Source organism: Nonomuraea sp. NPDC050783, from assembly GCF_040802095.1.
GTDB lineage: Bacteria > Actinomycetota > Actinomycetes > Streptosporangiales > Streptosporangiaceae > Nonomuraea.
Window position 1 is genome coordinate 234961 of the sequence record NZ_JBFAHK010000013.1, and the last position, 17341, is coordinate 252301.

At 74.5% G+C, this 17341-nt stretch carries 15 protein-coding genes and 1 riboswitch; of the genes, 13 read left to right on the forward strand and 2 right to left on the reverse strand.

Annotated elements, in window-relative coordinates:
- Window positions 1-331: 331 nt before the first annotated feature.
- The 10 genes from AB0H75_RS31385 (at window position 332) to AB0H75_RS31430 (ending at window position 14196) form a co-directional block, all read left to right on the forward strand.
- On the forward strand, window positions 332-1234 hold the full coding sequence (locus AB0H75_RS31385; protein ID WP_367802587.1) for a DUF1702 family protein: 903 nt from the start codon (window positions 332-334) through the stop codon (window positions 1232-1234).
- Window positions 1231-3192, forward strand: coding sequence for an FG-GAP repeat domain-containing protein (locus AB0H75_RS31390; RefSeq protein WP_367802589.1), 1962 nt, complete (start codon window positions 1231-1233; stop codon window positions 3190-3192). The genes AB0H75_RS31385 and AB0H75_RS31390 overlap by 4 nt, the downstream gene beginning before the upstream one ends.
- Window positions 3189-4109: an enediyne biosynthesis protein UnbU gene (locus AB0H75_RS31395; protein ID WP_367802591.1), complete on the forward strand. Its 921-nt coding sequence runs from the start codon at window positions 3189-3191 to the stop codon at window positions 4107-4109. The genes AB0H75_RS31390 and AB0H75_RS31395 overlap by 4 nt, the downstream gene beginning before the upstream one ends.
- Before the next feature lie 5 nt (window positions 4110-4114).
- Window positions 4115-9547 carry an SDR family NAD(P)-dependent oxidoreductase gene (locus tag AB0H75_RS31400; RefSeq protein ID WP_367802593.1) on the forward strand — a complete coding sequence of 1811 codons (5433 nt, stop codon included), beginning with the start codon at window positions 4115-4117 and terminating at the stop codon, window positions 9545-9547.
- Entirely contained in the window at window positions 9544-9984 is a 441-nt protein-coding gene (locus tag AB0H75_RS31405; RefSeq protein WP_367802595.1) for an acyl-CoA thioesterase, read from the forward strand. Before AB0H75_RS31400 ends, AB0H75_RS31405 begins: the two co-directional genes overlap by 4 nt.
- A 12-nt stretch (window positions 9985-9996) precedes the next feature.
- Window positions 9997-10668 carry an NADPH-dependent F420 reductase gene (locus AB0H75_RS31410; RefSeq protein WP_367802597.1) on the forward strand — a complete coding sequence of 224 codons (672 nt, stop codon included), beginning with the start codon at window positions 9997-9999 and terminating at the stop codon, window positions 10666-10668.
- A gap of 59 nt (window positions 10669-10727) precedes the next feature.
- Entirely contained in the window at window positions 10728-11270 is a 543-nt protein-coding gene (locus AB0H75_RS31415) for a hypothetical protein (RefSeq protein WP_367802599.1), read from the forward strand.
- Entirely contained in the window at window positions 11267-11797 is a 531-nt protein-coding gene (locus tag AB0H75_RS31420; protein WP_367802601.1) for a hypothetical protein, read from the forward strand. The genes AB0H75_RS31415 and AB0H75_RS31420 overlap by 4 nt, the downstream gene beginning before the upstream one ends.
- Complete coding sequence (locus AB0H75_RS31425; RefSeq protein WP_367802603.1) at window positions 11733-12578, forward strand: hypothetical protein; 846 nt, start codon at window positions 11733-11735, stop codon at window positions 12576-12578. Before AB0H75_RS31420 ends, AB0H75_RS31425 begins: the two co-directional genes overlap by 65 nt.
- Window positions 12579-12693: 115 nt before the next feature.
- Window positions 12694-14196 carry a phosphoesterase gene (locus tag AB0H75_RS31430; protein WP_367802604.1) on the forward strand — a complete coding sequence of 501 codons (1503 nt, stop codon included), beginning with the start codon at window positions 12694-12696 and terminating at the stop codon, window positions 14194-14196.
- Between the two features lie 65 nt (window positions 14197-14261).
- Here AB0H75_RS31430 and AB0H75_RS31435 read toward each other — a convergent pair whose 3' ends face one another.
- Window positions 14262-14681: an STAS domain-containing protein gene (locus AB0H75_RS31435; RefSeq protein WP_367802605.1), complete on the reverse strand. Its 420-nt coding sequence runs from the start codon at window positions 14679-14681 to the stop codon at window positions 14262-14264.
- Window positions 14682-14814: 133 nt separating this feature from the next.
- Window positions 14815-15237: an ATP-binding protein gene (locus AB0H75_RS31440; RefSeq protein ID WP_367802607.1), complete on the reverse strand. Its 423-nt coding sequence runs from the start codon at window positions 15235-15237 to the stop codon at window positions 14815-14817.
- Between the two features lie 202 nt (window positions 15238-15439).
- Here AB0H75_RS31440 and AB0H75_RS31445 point away from each other — a divergent pair, with 202 nt between their 5' ends.
- The 3 genes from AB0H75_RS31445 (at window position 15440) to AB0H75_RS31455 (ending at window position 17341) form a co-directional block, all read left to right on the forward strand.
- Entirely contained in the window at window positions 15440-16042 is a 603-nt protein-coding gene (locus AB0H75_RS31445) for a superoxide dismutase (RefSeq protein ID WP_367802609.1), read from the forward strand.
- Window positions 16043-16158: 116 nt separating this feature from the next.
- Window positions 16159-16288, forward strand: a riboswitch (cobalamin riboswitch).
- Between the two features lie 31 nt (window positions 16289-16319).
- On the forward strand, window positions 16320-16511 hold the full coding sequence (locus AB0H75_RS31450) for a CbtB-domain containing protein (protein ID WP_367802611.1): 192 nt from the start codon (window positions 16320-16322) through the stop codon (window positions 16509-16511).
- Between the two features lie 8 nt (window positions 16512-16519).
- A complete protein-coding gene (locus AB0H75_RS31455; protein ID WP_367802613.1) occupies window positions 16520-17341 on the forward strand; it encodes a CbtA family protein in 822 nt (273 codons plus the stop codon).

Here is a 17341-nt window from a genome sequence, read left to right on the forward strand (position 1 = left end):
TTTGTCGGACAGGTTTTCAACGAATGGTCATCCGAAAAAGACGGAATGATATTCCGGCGCCCCGGGCGGCCGGCCCGGACGGCTCCGCCATTGCGGACATCCGTTTACCGCCACTCGCCGGACTCTTATCCGGGCCGACCGGCTCCACATAAACGACCCCTGCCGACCAGGCGCGTATGACAGCGATAGTCAAGTATTCACATGCCGCCCGTATGTAATACCGGCTTTCTCGGTTGACCGCACTTTCGTCAATCCGGTAAGCCTTGACCCTCCGCTTGAAAAATGCTTAGTGTCTCCCTGAAGGTCATCCTGCTCACGACGGGGATCAGCCATGGAGCTCACCCGGCTATTTCGCCTGCCCGAAAAAAGCCTGACCGGTTTCGTACCGGACTCCAGCCCGGCGAATAACGATCTATCGGAGATAGTCGCCGCATTCGGAGAAGGTTATAACCGCGCGCTCGGCGGCGTCCCCGACGTCAGTGACTTACCGCGCCGCCTGCACGGCTTCGCATTCGAGGGCGCCGCCATGAGCTGCACGTTGCTGGACACCGTGACCATGAGCGGAAATCGCCGGTTGCGGGCCCTGTCGGAGGGCACCGGCGGCCGTTACGTCCACCTGATCCACGTCGGCGCCGGCTGGGCGCTGGCGCGGCTGCGCCGCACCCGGTGGCCGGGACTCGGCGACCCCATGCTCCGCTGGCTGGCCTGGGACGGCTGGGGGTTCCACCAGGCGTACTTCAAACCCCTCCGGGTCTTCCGCGACCATTGGGTCGAGCGCGGCGCGCGCGGCGCCGTCCGGCCGATCAGGGACCAGGGCACGGGCCGCGCCCTCTGGTTCCACGCCGGCGCCGCTCCCGGGCCGATCGCCCGGATCATCGCCGGCTACCCCGAGCACCGCCGCAGCGACCTCTGGGCGGGCATCGGCCTGGCCGCGGCCTACACCGGCGTGTCCGGGCAGCTCGACGACCTGCTCGCCGCCGGCGCGGACCACCGCGCGCACCTGGCCCAGGGAGCCGCCTTCGCGGCCAAGGCGCACGTGCTCAGCGGGCACGTGCCGCCCGGCTCGGCCCGCGCCGTCGAGGCGCTGACCGGGGTGGGCGCCGAGCAGGCCGCCGAGTGGACCGACCGGGCCCTGGCCAGGGTGCCCCGGCCGGACTCGCCGCACGACTACGAACGCTGGCGGGCCGGGATCAGGGAGCTCTACGCGCGGCACGCGGGAGGTGTGCTCCGATGAGCAAGTGGCCGACCCGCGCGGTCAAGCTCGGCGCCGTGCTGACGATGGTCGCCACCGGCTGGGCCGCCGCGCTGCCGCCCATCTCCGCCGCCGAGACCCGGCGGGCCGCCGCCTCGTTCGCCTTCGCCCGGCAGCCGCTCGACGCCCCGGACGGCACCCCGCAGAGCGGCCGCCGCATCCGCGAGGTCGCCCCCGCCTACCAGGGCATCCGGCACTGGATCTCCTCGGTCGGCGCCGCGGTCGCGCTCGCCGACCTGGACGGCAACTCCCGCGCCGACGACGTGTGCCTGGTCGATCCGCGCACCGACACGGTCACCCTCCAGCCCGCCCCTGGCACGCAGGAGCGCTACCCGCCGGTCCGGCTCGTCCCCGCGGGCCTGCCGTACGACGCGACGATGGCGCCGATGGGCTGCGTGCCCGCCGACTACGACGACAACGGCACGACCGACGTCCTGGTCTACTACTGGGGCCGCTCCCCCGTGTTGTTCCTGCGTGATGGAGGCGGCGGCCCGCTCGCCTTCACCGCGCGGGAGCTGGTGCGGCCCTACCAGGTGTGGAACACCAACGCCCTGTCGCTGGCCGACGTGGACGGCGACGGCCGCACCGACGTCGTGGTCGGCAACTACTTCCCCGACGGCGCGCGGGTGCTGGACCCGAAGGCGCAGGCGCGGCCCGAGCTGCGGATGCAGGCCTCCATGTCGAACGCCGTCAACGGCGGCGCCAACCGCGTCCTGCTGGCCAGGGGCGGCGGCGCGTTCGCCGAGGCCGCCGGCGCCTTCAGCCCGGAGGTCGCGGACGGCTGGACGCTGGCGATCGCCGCCCAGGACCTCGACGGCGACGGCCTGCCCGAGCTGTACGTCGCCAACGACTTCGCGCCGGACCGCCTGCTGCACAACCGGTCCCGCCCCGGCAAGGTGGCCTTCGAGGTCACGCAGGGGCCCCGGCACCTCACCACCCCCAAGTCCAAGGTCCTGGGCAAGGACTCCTTCAAGGGCATGGGAGCCGCCTTCACCGACCTGAACGGCGACGGCGTGCCCGACATCCTGGTCAGCAACATCACCCAGGAGTACGGCCTCCTGGAGAGCAACTTCGCCTGGATCAGCACCCGGCAACACGTCTTCGACGGGCACGGCACCGCCTACTACGACGACGAGAGCGAGCGCCTCGGCCTGTCCCGCAGCGGGTGGGGCTGGGACATCAAGGCCGGCGACTTCGACGGCGACGGCAACGCGGAGATCGTCCAGGCCACCGGCTTCCTGCGCGGCGAGGTCAACCGCTGGGCCGACCTGCAGGAGCTGGCGATGACCAACGACGACCTCCTCGCCAATCCGGGAATGTGGCCAAAGTTCGGCCCGGATGCCGATATATCCGGGGATAACACCAACCCCTTCTTCACCCGCGTCGCCGACGGGCGCTACACCGACATCAGCCGCGCCATCGGCGTCGCGGACCCGGGAGCCTCCCGCGGCATCGCCACGGCCGACGTCGACCACGACGGCCGGCTGGACTTCGCCGTCGCCAACCAGTGGCGGCAGAGCCACTTCTACCGCAACACCGGCGCGCGCCGCTCCCCGTTCCTGGGCCTGCAGCTCCTGCGCCCGGCGGGCGGCTGCGCCACGGGCACCGGCACCACCACCACCGGCACCGGTAACGGTAACCGCGGCAGCGGCAGTGGCGGTGCCCTGTCCTCCGCCGTCGGCGCGACCGTCCGGCTCGGGGCCGGTTACCAGGGCCTGCGAACCGGCCAGGTCTACCCCGCCAACGGGCACGCCGGAGTGGCCTCGCCCGAGCTGCTGTTCGCGCTGCGGCCGGGCGCCGCGTCCGTGCCGGCCGAGGTGACCTGGCGGGACACCTGCGGCCGCGTCCGCACCGCCGGCACCGCCCTCCCGCCCGGATGGCACCGCCTGCGGCTCGGCGACGACGGCTCGCTCACATCCCTCCCGGAGGAGACACCATGACCTCGGCCCCGCGCAACCCGAGAACGGCCGCGCTCCGCAGATTCGCCCTGTCCATCACCGCGTTCAACGTGCTCGGGCACCTCTGGCTCGGGTTCGAGCAGGCCTACGTCACGCCGGTCGCCGCCGTGGCCTTCGCCTACCTGCTCGACCTGGTGCTGGAGACGGCCGAGGCGCGCGCCGAGGGACGGGCGCCCAAGTACCGGACCGAGGGCATGTTCGACTTCCTCCTGCCCGCGCACATCACCGGCCTGGCCTGCGCCATGCTCCTGTACGCCAACGACCGCCTCTGGCCGGTGCTGTTCGCCGTCTCGGTCGCGATCGGCACCAAGTACGCCGTCCGCGTGCGGGTCGCCGGAAGGAGCCGGCACGTCCTCAACCCGTCCAACGCCGGGATCGCGATCACGCTGCTGGTCTTCCCCTGGGTCGGCATCGCGCCGCCCTACCACTTCACCGAGTGGGTCTCCGGGCCGATCGACTGGATCATCCCCGCCTTCATCCTGGTCGCCGGGACCATGCTCAACGCCGGGCTGACGAAGAAGCTGCCGCTCATCCTCGGATGGGTGGGCGGGTTCTTCGTCCAGGCGCTGGTCCGCACCTGGATCGACGGCACGGCGACGACGAGCGCCCTGGTGGTCATGACCGGCGTCGCGTTCATCCTGTTCACCAACTACATGATCACCGACCCCGGCACGACGCCGGTCCGGCCGCGCAACCAGGTCGTCTTCGGCGTCGCCACCGCGGCGGTGTACAGCCTGCTGGTGCACCTGCACATCGTGTACGGCCTGTTCTTCGCCCTGGTCGCCGTGTGCGCCGCGCGGGGGCTGCTGCTGGCGGTGCTGTCGGCCCGCGCGCCCGCGCCGCGCGAGAGCGACACCCCGGCCCCCGCCACCTCGGTGGCCGTCCCCACCTCCAGGTGATCGCCATGGCAGAGGGCGTCGCCATCGTGGGCATGGGCTGCCGCTATCCCGACGCCGCCGGGCCGGAGCGGCTGTGGGAGCTGGTCATGGCCCGCAGGAGGGCGTTCCGCCCGATCCCCCCGTCCCGGCTGAACCTCGGCGACTACGGCGCCGACGGCCCCGACTCCACCTACGTCCGCCACGCCGCGCTCCTGGAGGGCTGGTCGTTCGACCGGGCCAGGCACCGCATTCCCGGAGCCACCTACCGCGTCACCGACCCGGCGCACTGGCTGGCCCTGGACGTGGCCGCCGACACCCTGGCGGCGGCGGGCTTCACCGGCGCCCGCGGGCTGGACCGCGACCGGGTGGGCGTGGTCATGGGCAACACGCTGACCGGCGAGTTCACCAGGGCCACCGCGATGCGGCTGCGGTGGCCGTACGTGCGCCGCGTCCTGGAGCGGGCCCTGGCCGGCGAGGACCTGCCGGGGGACGTCCGCGAGCAGGTCCTCCAGCGGTCCGAGACGCTGTTCAAGGAGCCGTTCCCCGAGCCCACCGACGAGACGCTGGCCGGGGCGCTGTCCAACACCATCGCCGGGCGGATCTGCAACCACTTCGACCTGCACGGCGGGGGCTTCACCGTGGACGGCGCGTGCGCCTCGTCGCTGCTCGCGGTCATCCACGCCTGCGCGGCGCTGGCCGCCGGCGACCTCGACCTGGCCCTGGCCGGGGGCGTGGACCTCAGCCTCGACCCGTTCGAGCTGGTCGGGTTCGCCAGGACCGGCGCGCTGGCCCGCGACGACATGCGCGTCTACGACGCCTCTCCCACCGGGTTCTGGCCGGGCGAGGGGTGCGGCATGGTCGCGTTGATGCGCCTCGACGACGCCCTGGCCGCGGGCCGGCGGCCCTACGCGGTGATCCGCGGATGGGGGGTCTCCTCGGACGGCCGCGGCGGGATCAGCCGCCCCGAGGCCGGCGGGCAGCTGCTGGCGCTGCGGCGGGCGTACGAGCGGGCCGGGTTCGGCGCGGAGACGGTCGGCTACTTCGAGGGGCACGGCACCGGGACGGCGGTGGGCGACCACGCCGAGCTGCAGGCGATGCGGGCCGCCCGGGGGCCGCACCGGCGGCCCGCGTACGTGGGCTCCATCAAGGCCAACATCGGGCACACCAAGGCGGCGGCCGGCGTGGCCGGGCTGATCAAGGCGGCGCTGGCCGTCCACCACCGGGTCATCCCGCCGGCCACCGGCTCGCACACCCCGCACGAGCTGCTCGGCGACGGCCTGGTGACCGCCGGGCGGCCGCTGCCGTGGCCGGCCGCGCCCGTGCGGGCCGCGGTCAGCGCGATGGGCTTCGGCGGGATCAACACCCACCTGGTGCTGGAGGGGATGACGGCGCCCCGCCGCGCCCGGCTGTCGGCGGCGCAGGAGCGGATGGCGCGGGCGCCGCTGGAGGCGGAGGTGTTCGCGGTGATGGCGGCCGACGCCGAGGCGCTCGCCGGGAAGCTCCGGCGCGTCGCCCGGCTGGCGGACACGCTGTCCTTCGCCGAGATGACCGACCTGGCCGCCGCGCTGAGCGCCGAGCCGCCCGGGCCGTGCCGGGTGGCCTTCACCGCCCGCGACCCAGCCCAGCTCGCCCGCCGGGCCCGGCAGGCCGTCGCCCTCGCCGGCCGCGACGCCGCCGAGTCCGGGATCCACAGCGGCACCGGCCGGGCCGGGCGGGTCGGGCTGCTGTTCACCGGGCAGGGCGGTCCGGCGCGCGGCGGGGCCGGCGCGCTGGGCCGGCTGTTCGACGAGGCCCGGGCGTACTTCCCCGCCGGGCCGGAACGCGCGGGCACCCCTGCCGGGCGGGAGAGCGCGGGCGCCGCCGGGACCGAGAGCACGGACACCGCCGGCAGGGCCGAAAGCGCGGGCGCCACCGCCGGGGCCGAGAGTGCGGACACCGCCGCCGGGGCCGAGAGCGTGGACACCGCCGTCGTCCAGCCGGCCGTCTTCCGGGCCTCGATGGCCGCCCTGCGGTGGCTGGACAGCCTCGGCGTGACGGCCGTCGCGGCCGTGGGCCACAGCGTCGGCGAGCTGGCCGCGCTCGCCTGGGCCGGGGCCATCGACGAGGAGAGCGCGCTCGACCTGGTGACCGAGCGCGGCCGGATCATGAGCGAGACGGGCGCGGCGGGCACCGGCATGGTCTCCCTGGCCGTCCCCGTGGCGCGGGCCACGGCCCTGATCGACGGGCTCGACCTGGTCGTGGCCGCGGACAACGGCGCCTCCACGGTCGTCGCCGGCCCGTCGGGCGCCCTGGAGTCCGTGCTGGGCCGGGCCGGCGCGGCCGGCGTCCCGGCCAGGCGGCTGCGGGTCAGCCACGCCTTCCACTCCCCCGCGGTGCGGGAGGCCGTGGCGCCGTTCGCGGCCCGCCTGGGCAGGGCCGCGTTCGCCGCGCCCGCCGGGCGGGTCTTCTCCACCGTGACCGGGGCGGAGCTGGGCGCGGACACCGACCTGCGGCGCCACCTGGCCGCGCAGATCACCGGCCCCGTCCGGTTCCGCGAGGCGCTGGACCTGCTGGCCGCCGAGTGCGACCTGCTCGTCGAGGTCGGCCCCGGCCGGTCCCTCGCCGCCCTGGCCGCCGCCCACCTCGGCGGCTCGCCGCCCGCGGTCTCCGTCGACGCCGGCGCGCCGGACGCGCGGGGGCTCCTGGAGAGCGCCGCCGCCCTGTTCGCGGCGGGCGCGACGGACTCGTTGCTCGGCCTGTTCAGCCACCGCTTCCACCGGCCCTTCGAGCTGGAGCGGGAGCCGGTGTTCCTGGCCAACCCGTGCGAGACGGTCCCCTCCGGGGCGGCTCCCCCGGCGGCGGCCGCCCCGGGCGGCGCGGAGCCGTCCGGGCCCGGGGACGGCCTCCCCGGCGGCGACCTCCCCGGCGGCGACCGGGCCGGCGGTGACCTCTCCGGCGGTGACCTGGCCGGGGCCGTCCGCGGCCTGGTCGCGGCCGCCCTGGAGCTGGAGCCCGAGGCGATCGGCGACGACGACCACCTGCTGGCCGACCTGCACATGAACTCCCTGCAGATCATCCAGCTCGCCGTCGAGTCGGCGGCGGCGTGCGGCAGGGCGCTGCCCGCCGAGCTGCCCCCGATCGCCGACGCGACGGTCGGCGACCTGATCGCCGCCGTCGCGGCGTTCCCGCAGGCCCGGGAGCGCACGCCGGACCTGCCGGACTGGTTCCGGCTGTTCGCCGAGCAGCGGCGGCCGGTCCCGCCGCCCGAGCTGGAGGGCGCCCTGTCCGTACGCGTCCCCGCCGCGCCCGCGGACGCCGACCTGGACCGCCTCGTCGCGACGGCCCGGCGCGCCGTCGCCGAAGGGCGGCCCCTGGTCGTCACCGACGAGGCCGACTGCGCCTCCGGGTTCGTCGGCGCGCTGCGCCAGGAGCACCCGGAGCTGGACGCCCGCTGGCTCGGGGTGGACCGCGACGGCCGGACGTACGAGGTGCGGCACCTGCCCGTGCCGCCGGCGGACGGCGCCGCGCCGCTCGACCGGGACCAGGTGGTGCTCATCACCGGAGGCGGCAAGGGGATCGGGCTGGAGGCCGGGCTCACCCTCGCCGGCGCGTACGGGGTGCGGCTGGCGCTGCTCGGCCGCTCCGACCCGGCCACCGATCCCGAGCTGGCCGAGGGCCTGGAGCGGCTGCGCGCCGCCGGCGTGGTGGCGCGCTACCGCAGCGCGGACGTGACCGACGCCGGCGCCGTCCGGCGGGCGGTGGCCGAGCTGTCCGAGCTGGCCGAGCTGGGGCCGATCACCGGCGTCGTGCACGCCGGCGGCGTCAACCGGCCCGCCCGCTTCGCCGAGCTCACCGACGAGGACTTCGCCGAGCACGCCCGCGTCAAGTGCGCGGGCCTGGCCAACGTGCTCGCCGCCGTGGACACCGGCCGGCTGCGCCTGCTGCTGGCGTACGGCTCGGTGATCGGCCGGTTCGGGCTGCCGGGCGAGACCCACTACGCGCTGGCCAACGGCCGGATGCAGGCGATGGTCCGCGACCTGGCCGCCGAGCTGCCCGCCGGCTGCGTCACCGCGACGCTCGCCTGGACCGCCTGGTCCGGGGCGGGCATGGCGGCGCGGCTCGGCGTGGTCGATCGCCTGGCCGGCGCCGGCGTCGGCACGCTGCCCGCCGAGCAGGGCGCGCGGCTGCTGCTGGAGGCGATCGCGGCCCGCCCGGCCGGCGAGACCATCCTCGTCAGCGGCCGGCTGCCCCAGCTCGACCGCGCGGCGGAGGTCCGGCCCCGGCACCCGCTGCTGCCCCGCCTGCGCGCGTTCGTCCCCGAGGTCGAGCTGGTGGCCGAGTGCGAGCTGGACCCGGCCGCCGCCTTCCTCGCCGACCACCGGCTGGACGGCGTGCGGCTGCTGCCGGCGGTCTGCGCGCTGGAGGCCATGGCGCAGGCGGCCCAGCTCCTGGGCGTCGCGCCCCGGGCGGTCGCGGACGCGCGGTTCGAGCGCCCGGTCATCGTGCCGGCCGACGGGACGCGGACGGTACGCGTCCACGCCCTGCGCCACCCCGGCGGCGACGTGGAGGTCACCCTGCGCAGCGCGGAGACCGACTTCTCCGCCGCGCACTTCTCCGGCCGGGTCACCGCGGCGCCGGCCGACCCGCCGGACGTCTCCGTCCCGCCCGGCGACCCGCCCAAGCACACCCCGGCCGACCTGTACGGGCCGCTGTTCTTCCACGGCCCGGCCTTCCAGCGGCTGACCGGCTACGAGTCGCTCTTCCCCACCGGCTGCCGGGCCGTGCTGTCGGCCACCGGCCCCGATCCCGGCCTCGGCCCGCCAGCGCTGGGGGACGCCGCGCTGCACGACGCGGCGATCCACGTCCTGCAGGCGTGCGTGCCGCACCGGCGGCTCCTGCCGGTGGGCTGCGACCGGTTCCAGGTGCACGGCGGCGCGGCCGGGACGGCCGAGGTGGTCGTCGAGGCGGTGGAGCGGGCGCACCACGGCGCCGACTACACCTATGACGTCCTGGCGCGCTCGGCGTCCGGCCGGCCGCTGTTCAGCTGGACCGGGCTGCGGCTGCTCGACACCGGACCGCTGCGCATGGACGCCATACCGCCGCTGCTCACCGGCACCTACCTGGAGCGGATGGTCGGGGACCTGTGCCCGGGGGCGTCCGCCGTCGCTGACGAGTGGCTGGAGCTGGACGAGTCGCCGATCCCGCCGGAGCCCGGCTGGAACCGCCAGGCCGAGCAGCTCGCGCGCCTGACCGGCGAGCCGCGCACGGCGCTGATCTCCCGGCTGAGGGCCGCGCACAGGTGCCTGCCCGGAGCGGGGCCGGCGATGCCGCTCCAGGTCGAGGCCGCCTACGAGCACGGCTGGATCAAGCTGACCGGCCCGTCCGGTCTGACCGTCCTGTCCGGCCTGCTCACCCTGAACACCTCCGACGGCCCGCCGCGCCCCATGGCCGTCGCCGTGCTCACCCGGGAGACGCGATGACCCCCTTCTACGAACACCGCCACGTCGTGACCTTCGCCGACACCAACGTGGTGGGGAACGTGTACTTCACGCACTACGTCGAGTGGCAGGGCCGCTGCCGGGAGCGGTTCCTCGCCGAGCAGGCGCCGGAGGTCGTCCGGGCGCTCGCCGGCGAGCTGGTCCTGGTGACGGCCGACTGCTCGTGCGAGTTCTTCGCCGAGCTGTACGCGCTCGACGAGGTGTCGATCCGCATGTCGCTGGCCGGCATCGAGGACAACCGGGTGAGCATGGACTTCGGCTACTACCGGCTGGGCGCCGGCCCGGCCCGCCTGGTGGCCCGCGGCCGGCAGACGATCGCGTGCATGCGCCGCGACCCCGGCGGCGGCCTCCTGCCCGCCGAGATCCCCGAGCAGCTCAGGCGCGCGCTCGACCGCTACGCCCCCGTCTCGGCAGTGTAGGAGGAGCGACCCGTGGAGCTGCGGATCGGGATCATCGGGTGCGGCCGGATGGGCACCGCCCTGGCCCGGCTCATCGACCTGCACCGGATGCCGCTGCTGCTGGCCAACCGGACGCCCGCGCGAGCGGCCGCGCTCGCCGCGGCCCTGTCGTCCGCGCGGGTCGCGCCGGTGGCCCGGGTCGCCGCCGAGTCCGATCTGACCATCCTGTCCACCCCGATCGACGCCACCTGCCGCGAGCTGGCGCCCCAGCTCCGGCACACCCGGTCGGTCATCGTGGACGTCTCCAACCCCTGCTTCGGCGGGCCGCTCGTCCCGGAGCAGGGACCGGCGCACGGGCCGGCGCACGGGCCGGCGCACGGGTCGGCCCAGGGGCCGGCGCACGGGTCGGCGGCCGAGCGGATCGCGGCGGCGCTGCCGGGCTGCGCCGTGGTGAAGGCGTTCAACTGCCTGTCGGCGCGGTGGGTCGCCGCCTACATGCGCTCGCCCGGGCTGGTGACCGTGCCCATCGCGGGCGACGACCCCGACGCCAAGCTGCTCGTCACCAGGCTCTGCAAGATCCTCGGGTTCGACACCGCCGACGCCGGGCCCCTGGCCAACAGCCGGTGCGTCGAGGGCCTCACCGAGCTGCTGCTCTGCCTCGGCACCGGCTCGATCGGCGTGAAGCTCGTCCCCGCGGTCCCGTGACCGGCCGGTCCTGTGACCGGCCCCTCCTCCCTCCCATCCCCTGATGTCAGGAGCCCGCCATGTCAGCCCCCGCCCTCACCCGGTCGCGGCTCAACGAGCAGCACCACAAAGCGGCTCTCGGCCTGTTTCTCGTGATCGTCCTCGGTCACTGGGCGGAGCACGTCGCCCAGGCGATCCAGATCTACGCGCTCGGCTGGCCCGTCGCCCAGGCCCGCGGCGTGCTCGGCCTGCCCTTCCCCTGGCTGGTCACCTCGGAGTGGATGCACTACGGCTACGCCCTGGTCATGCTGATCGGGCTGATCCTGCTGCGGCCGGGCTTCACCGGCCGCGCCAGGACCTGGTGGACCGTCGCCCTCGCCATCCAGTTCTGGCACCACATCGAGCACCTGCTCCTGCTGCTCCAGGCGATGACCGGGGTGCATCTGGCCGGGCGGCCGGTGCCGACCAGCATCGTCCAGCTCCTGATCCCCCGCGTGGAGCTGCACCTGTTCTACAACGCCGTGGTCTTCGTGCCGATGGTGGTCGCGATGGTGCTGCACCGCAGGCCGCGACCGGCCGAGCGCGCCGCCATGCGCTGCGACTGCGCGCCCGCGACGGCATGAGCGGCCGGCGCGGCCGGCGCGCGTCCCCGCTGCTGACCGCCGTGCTGCTGCTGGCCGCCGCGCTGCTGTTGTCCTGGGTCACACCCGCGGTGGGCCCGGCGGTGCGGCTGGCCCGCGGCGACGGCCGCCCCGGGACGTTCACCGCCCAGCGCCTGGAGTGCGTGCGGCACCCCGGCCACGAGAGCTGCGCGTGGATCGGCGAGTTCCGCTCCCACGACGGGCTCGTCCACCGTACGGAGGTCGCCCTCGCCGGCGGCGACCGCACGAGCCAGCGCGCGGGCCGGCGGAGCGAGGCGATGGACGTGGGCCTGCCCAACCGGGTCTACGGGCCGGACGGATCGAACGAGTGGATCTTCACCATGTCGCTGTTCCTGGCCGTGCTCGCCCTCCTCGCCTTCGCCGCGGCCCCGCTCGTCACGGCCGTCCGGCGGAGGCTGACCAGCGCGGGAAGGAGGGACGGCGGTGATCGTAGCGATCACGGACGGCAACTGGCGGGCGACGCGGGCCGCGCTGGCGGCGACGGGTGACCGGTTCGCCGGGCTGATCCGCGCCGCCGACCCGGCCGCCCCGGCGACCAGGCACTGGTCGGTGGCCGACACGGCGGCGCACGTGGCCACCCTCGCCCAGGCGTGCGCCTCCATGTTCGGCGCCGCCGAGCCGCCGGTCCACGACCTCGACGCCCTGGTACGCAGGACCGTCATCGACACGGTCGCGGACTTCAACCGGACCGTCCTGTGCCGGTTCGCCGAGCGGGACCCCGGGGTGCTCGCCGGGCGGATCCGCGCCGACCTCGGCGGGCTGCTCGCGGCCACCGAGGACGCGGACCCGGCCGCCGCGATCCCGTGGCTGGGGGACTCCCGGGTGCCGGTGGCGGGGATCCTCGCCCACCTGCTCAACGAGCTGCAGATCCACGGCCGGGACGTGGCCAGGGCGGCGGGCGCGCGCTGGCGGGTGCCCCCGCGGGAGGCCGCCCCGTTCTTCGAGCTGTTCCTCGTCGGCGTCACGCACTACGGCTACGGCCGGCTGCTCGACGGGCACGGCCCCTGGCCGCGGCGGCGGGTCGCGGTCGAGTTCAGCTCCCCGTACACGGCCACCAGGACGCTGGCGATCGACGGCGGCCGCGTGGTGGTGGAGCCGCCCGGCGGGCCGGCCGACGTCCGGCTCTCCTTCGACCCGGTGACGCTCAACCTGATGTTGTTCGGGCGGGTCGGCCGGGCGCGAGCGGCGCTCGGTGGCAAGGTCGTCGTCCGGGGACGCCGGCCGTGGCTGCTGCCCGCCTTCCTGCGGATCATGCGGCTGCCGTCCTAGCGGGCCGGCGGGCAGCGCACTGTTCGCGCTGCTCCCGGGTGGCGTTCACGTGCCGTTCAGCGCTCTCTCCCAGGCTTGCGTGGCGGCACCCTGATCCACGCACGAGAGGCTTCACGTGAGCAAGAACAAGGCCGAGCAGGCCGAACAGGCCGAGCAGGCCCGGCTGTCCCGCCGGCGGCTGGTCAAGTACGCCGGCGTCGGCGCCACCCTGGCCGCGGCGGCTCCCCTGGTGGGCGGCACCCCGGCCCTGGCCGACGACGAGCGCAGGTTCGGCAGCGGGGGCGGCGACGGCCGCAGGTGGCGGGCGGGCGACCACCACGTCCACTCCGAGTACAGCGGCGAGTTCGACACCAAGACCAGCCCGCCGACCTTCCACAAGGGCGCCGACGCGGTCTACCCGATCGTCACCAACGCGATCATGGCCAAGCACTTCGGCCTGACCTGGGCCATGTGCACCGACCACGGCGGCCCCACCCACTCGAAGGTCAACCTGGAGCAGGCCTACCCCGACCTGCTGCGCTCGCGGGCGCTCGTCCCCGAGGTGCTGCAGTTCTGGGGCATGGAGTTCGACGCGCCCGCGCTGGACCACCACACGCTGATGATCCCCCACCACGACGGGGAGGCACAGCAGCTGTTCGAGCTGGAGAGCCGCTTCGCCAAGCACGACGCCTTCCCGGCCGACCCCGGCCGCGACACCGAGGCCAAGATGGTGGAGTTCCTCAAGGCCGCCCGCGACATGCGGCGCAAGCCGCTGGTGATCGCCCACCACGCGTCCCGCTCGGCGACCGGGCTGGGCGTGTGGGGCCAGGACACCCCGCGCGAGTTCCGCAACGGCAACAACGCCGCCCCCGACGTGTACGTCGGCTTCGAGGGCGCCCCCGGCCACCAGGCCGGCCCGCTGAACGGCGGCGCCCGCGGCGGCTACGGCAACCACCCCACCTACGGCGGCTTCGACCAGATGACCGCCCGCGTCGGCGGCCTGTGGGACTCGCTGCTCGGCGAGGGCCGGCACTGGTGGATCACCGCCACCTCCGACTCGCACGTCCACTGGACCCGCGGCGGCTCGGACTTCTGGCCCGGCGAGTACAGCAAGACCTACGTGATGGCCCGCCAGGACTACGGCGACATCATGGACGCCCTGCGGGGCGGCCGCATCTTCGTCACCACCGGCGACCTGGTCACCGCCCTGGACGTCACGGCGAGCAGCCAGGGCCGCCGCGCCACGGTGAGCGAGACGCTCGTGGTCAGCGGCCGCAACCGCACGGACGTCGAGGTGGAGATCCGGTTCCGCCCGCTGGACGGCCGGAACGGCAACGGCGACCGTCCCGAGGTGCGGCGCGTGGACCTGATCGTCGGCCAGGTCACCGGCGTGAGCGCGAACCTGGACGCCGACACCAACCCCACCACCAAGGTCGTGGCCCGCTTCGGCCCCGGCGACTGGCGTCAGCAGGGCAAGGACCTGGTCGTCCGCCACACCTTGCGCGATGTGGGCCAGGACAGCTACCTGCGGGTACGCGGCACCAGCACCGACGAGATGGAGCCGCTGGCCGACGGGAAGGAGAACCCCTGGCAGGACCTGTGGTTCTACTCCAACCCGGTCTTCATCCGCGTTCGCTGACGGCCGCCGGCCGCCCGGCGGCTCGCCCCGCCCCGCTCAGAAGGCGGATTCCTCGCCCGCCCCGCTCAGAAGGCGGACTTCTCGCCCTCCGCCGTGCCGAGGGCGGCGGAGACCGCCTGCTCCACGGTGGGATGGGCGGCGATCACGCCCCACACGCCGGTGATCCGGAGCAGCCGGGCGGGCACGTGGTGCACCTCGGCCAGGTGCAGCGAGGTGTTCTCCCGGCTCAGGGCTTCGTGCAGGTGCACCAGCACGCGCAGGCCGCTGCTGTCCATGAACGTCAGCCGGCTCAGGTCGAGCACCAGCGGCTCGTGCGGCCGCCGGTCGTGCTCGATGTAGGAGTGGACGCCGGCGGCGTTGGTGGAGTCGATCTCGCCGGCGACGGTGACGAGCACGCCGCCGGTCATGGGCCGGGTCTCCAGCCTGGCAAGGGTCATGGCGGCCTCGGCGGTGCCGTGAGATGCGCTGGTGGCGCTGCCGAACATGGGTGCCCCCCGAGGACATCGGCCGGACGCTGCTCCGTTACGCTACACGGTACGCCGGAAGCGCGTTACACGAAAGAGGGTTCGTCATAGGATCTTCAGGTAAAAGTAAGCCCGCCCCGGCGGCCCGGCCCCTCTAGCCGGCGGGCGGCCTCCCGTGGACGGCGAAGTCCAGCCGGACGCTCGTGCCCTCGGGGCCCGTCCTGATGGCCATGCCGTCGCTCAGCCGGCGCATCATCCACAACCCCCAGCCGGCGCCGGCGGGCGGGCCGAGCGGGCTCCGGTGGGCCAGCACGGCGTCGGGGATGCCCGTCCCCTGGTCGGTGATGCGGCAGCGCAGGTAGCCGTCGGCCCGCCACAGGCGCACCTGCGCCAGCCCGCCGCCGTGGCCGGCCGCGTTGGCCAGGCCCTCGTTGACGGCCATCACCAGGTCGTCCACCCGCCGCCGCGACAGCCCCGCGCTCGCCGCCGTACGCGCGACACGGTGCCGCACCGCGGGCACCTCGTCGAGCGTGAACGTCATGGCCAGCAGCACCGCGGGCGGGGGGTCGTCTTCCATGACCTCACCCTGACCCCCGCAGGCCCCGCCCCGGCAGAGCCGAAAGTCCCTGCCGGCGGCGCCGAACGGCGGTCACCCTCCATGACGAAAGCCCCGAACACCCTCCGCCCGGCCCATACGGCCGATGCGCGCCTCTTCCGCTAATTGCAGGTCTATTGTTGTTGCAAGTCATATGCAATTATGAGTTCGGAGGACGGACATCATGGGCCAGTACACCCTTCCTGACATGCCGTACGACTACGCCGCGCTCGAACCCGCCATCACCGGCGAGATCCTGGAGCTGCACCACGCCAAGCACCACGCCGCCTACGTCAAGGGCGCCAACGACACCCTGGAGCGGCTGGCCGAGGCGCGGGACAAGGGCGAGTTCGGCGGGCTGGTCGGGCTGGAGAAGACGTTCGCGTTCAACCTGTCGGGCCACGTGCTGCACACGATCTTCTGGCAGAACCTGTCCCCCGACGGCGGCGACCGCCCCGACGGCGACCTGGGCGCGGCCATCGACGAGCACTTCGGCTCCTTCGAGGCTTTCAGGAAGCAGCTCACCACCGCCACCAGCACCGTGCAGGGCTCCGGCTGGGGCGTGCTGGCGTGGGAGCCGCTGGGCCGCCGCCTGGTCGTCGAGCAGGTCTACGACCACCACGGCAACGTCGGTATGAACACCACCCCGCTGCTCGTCTTCGACGCCTGGGAGCACGCCTACTACCTGCAGTACCGCAACGTCCGCCCGGACTACGTGGAGAAACTGTGGGGCCTGATCGACTGGACCGATGTGATCGCCCGTTACGACGCCGCCCGCGGCGTCTGACGCACCCCCACGCCGGCGGCGCCCGCCCGGCCGCAGCTTGGTCCGCGGGGCCAGGCGGGCGCCGCCACCTCCCCGCTCCCGTCCCGCCCGGCGGAGGGGTGCATTGACGGGAACGGGAGGAACGGATACATTCCGGTAGATTTCACGGTTGTCCAAGGGAAATCCGGTGAGATGCCGGTGCGGACGCGCCACTGTATCCGGGACGTTGATCCCGGGAGCCAGGTCGCTTGGCGACCGTGACCTCGCGACATGGGACGCGTCACCCTGAGGAGGCTCTATGAGCGGGTTGTCCAGCCCGTCGTCCATTCCCTTTCCGCGCCTGCGCCCCTGGCTGCTGCTGGCCGTGCCTGTGCTGTTGCTCGTGGCGTACCTGGTCCTGATGGACAACGGCGCCATCTCCCAGACGGGCGCGTTCCTGCACGAGCTGATGCACGACGGGCGGCACCTGCTCGGCGTGCCCTGCCACTAGGGGGCGGGGTGGTACGCACTCTCCTGGCCAGGGGCCTGCTCCTGGGCCTGCTGGCCGGGCTGGTCGCGGGCGCCTTCGCCTTCGCCTTCGGGGAGCCTCGCGTGGACGACGCGATCGCCCTGGAGGAGGCGGCCGCCCGGGCCGCGGCGCCCGAGCAGGCCGCCGGCCGGCCCGCGCACGACCACGCCGGGCAACCGGCACACGACCACACCGGGCAGGCCGGGCAGGCCGGGCACGACCACGGTGAGGAGGCCGCGATCGGCAGGCCGGTGCAGAAGGCCGGGCTTTTCCTGGCCACCGGGCTCTACGGCCTCGCCGTGGGCGGGGTGTTCGCGCTGGTGTTCGCGGGCCTGCGCGGGCGGGTCGGCCCGCGGTCCGACGGGCGGCTGGCGCTGGCCGCCGCCGGGACGGCGTTCGCCGCGGTCATCCTCGTGCCTTTCGTGAAATATCCGGCCAACCCACCGGCGGTGGGCGACCCGGAGACCATCAACGGCCGCACCCTGCTCTACGTGGTGATGATCCTCGTCGGGCTGGCGGCGACGGCGATCGCCGTGGGCACGGCCCGCCGGGTCACCACCGGGGACGCCTGGGCGCGCTGGACGGCGGCGGTGGCCGCCTTCCTCGTGCCGGTGGCCGCCGCGTGGTGGCTGCTGCCGGCGGTGAACGAGGTGCCCGACGGCTTCCCCGCCACGCTGCTGTGGCAGTTCAGGCTCGCCTCGCTCGGCACGCAGCTCGTCTTCTGGGCGGCGTTCGGCGTGCTGTTCGGCTGGGTGAGCGACCGGGCGGCGCGGCGCGCGGCGGCTCCGGCGCGGGTCGCCGTGCCGGGCTGA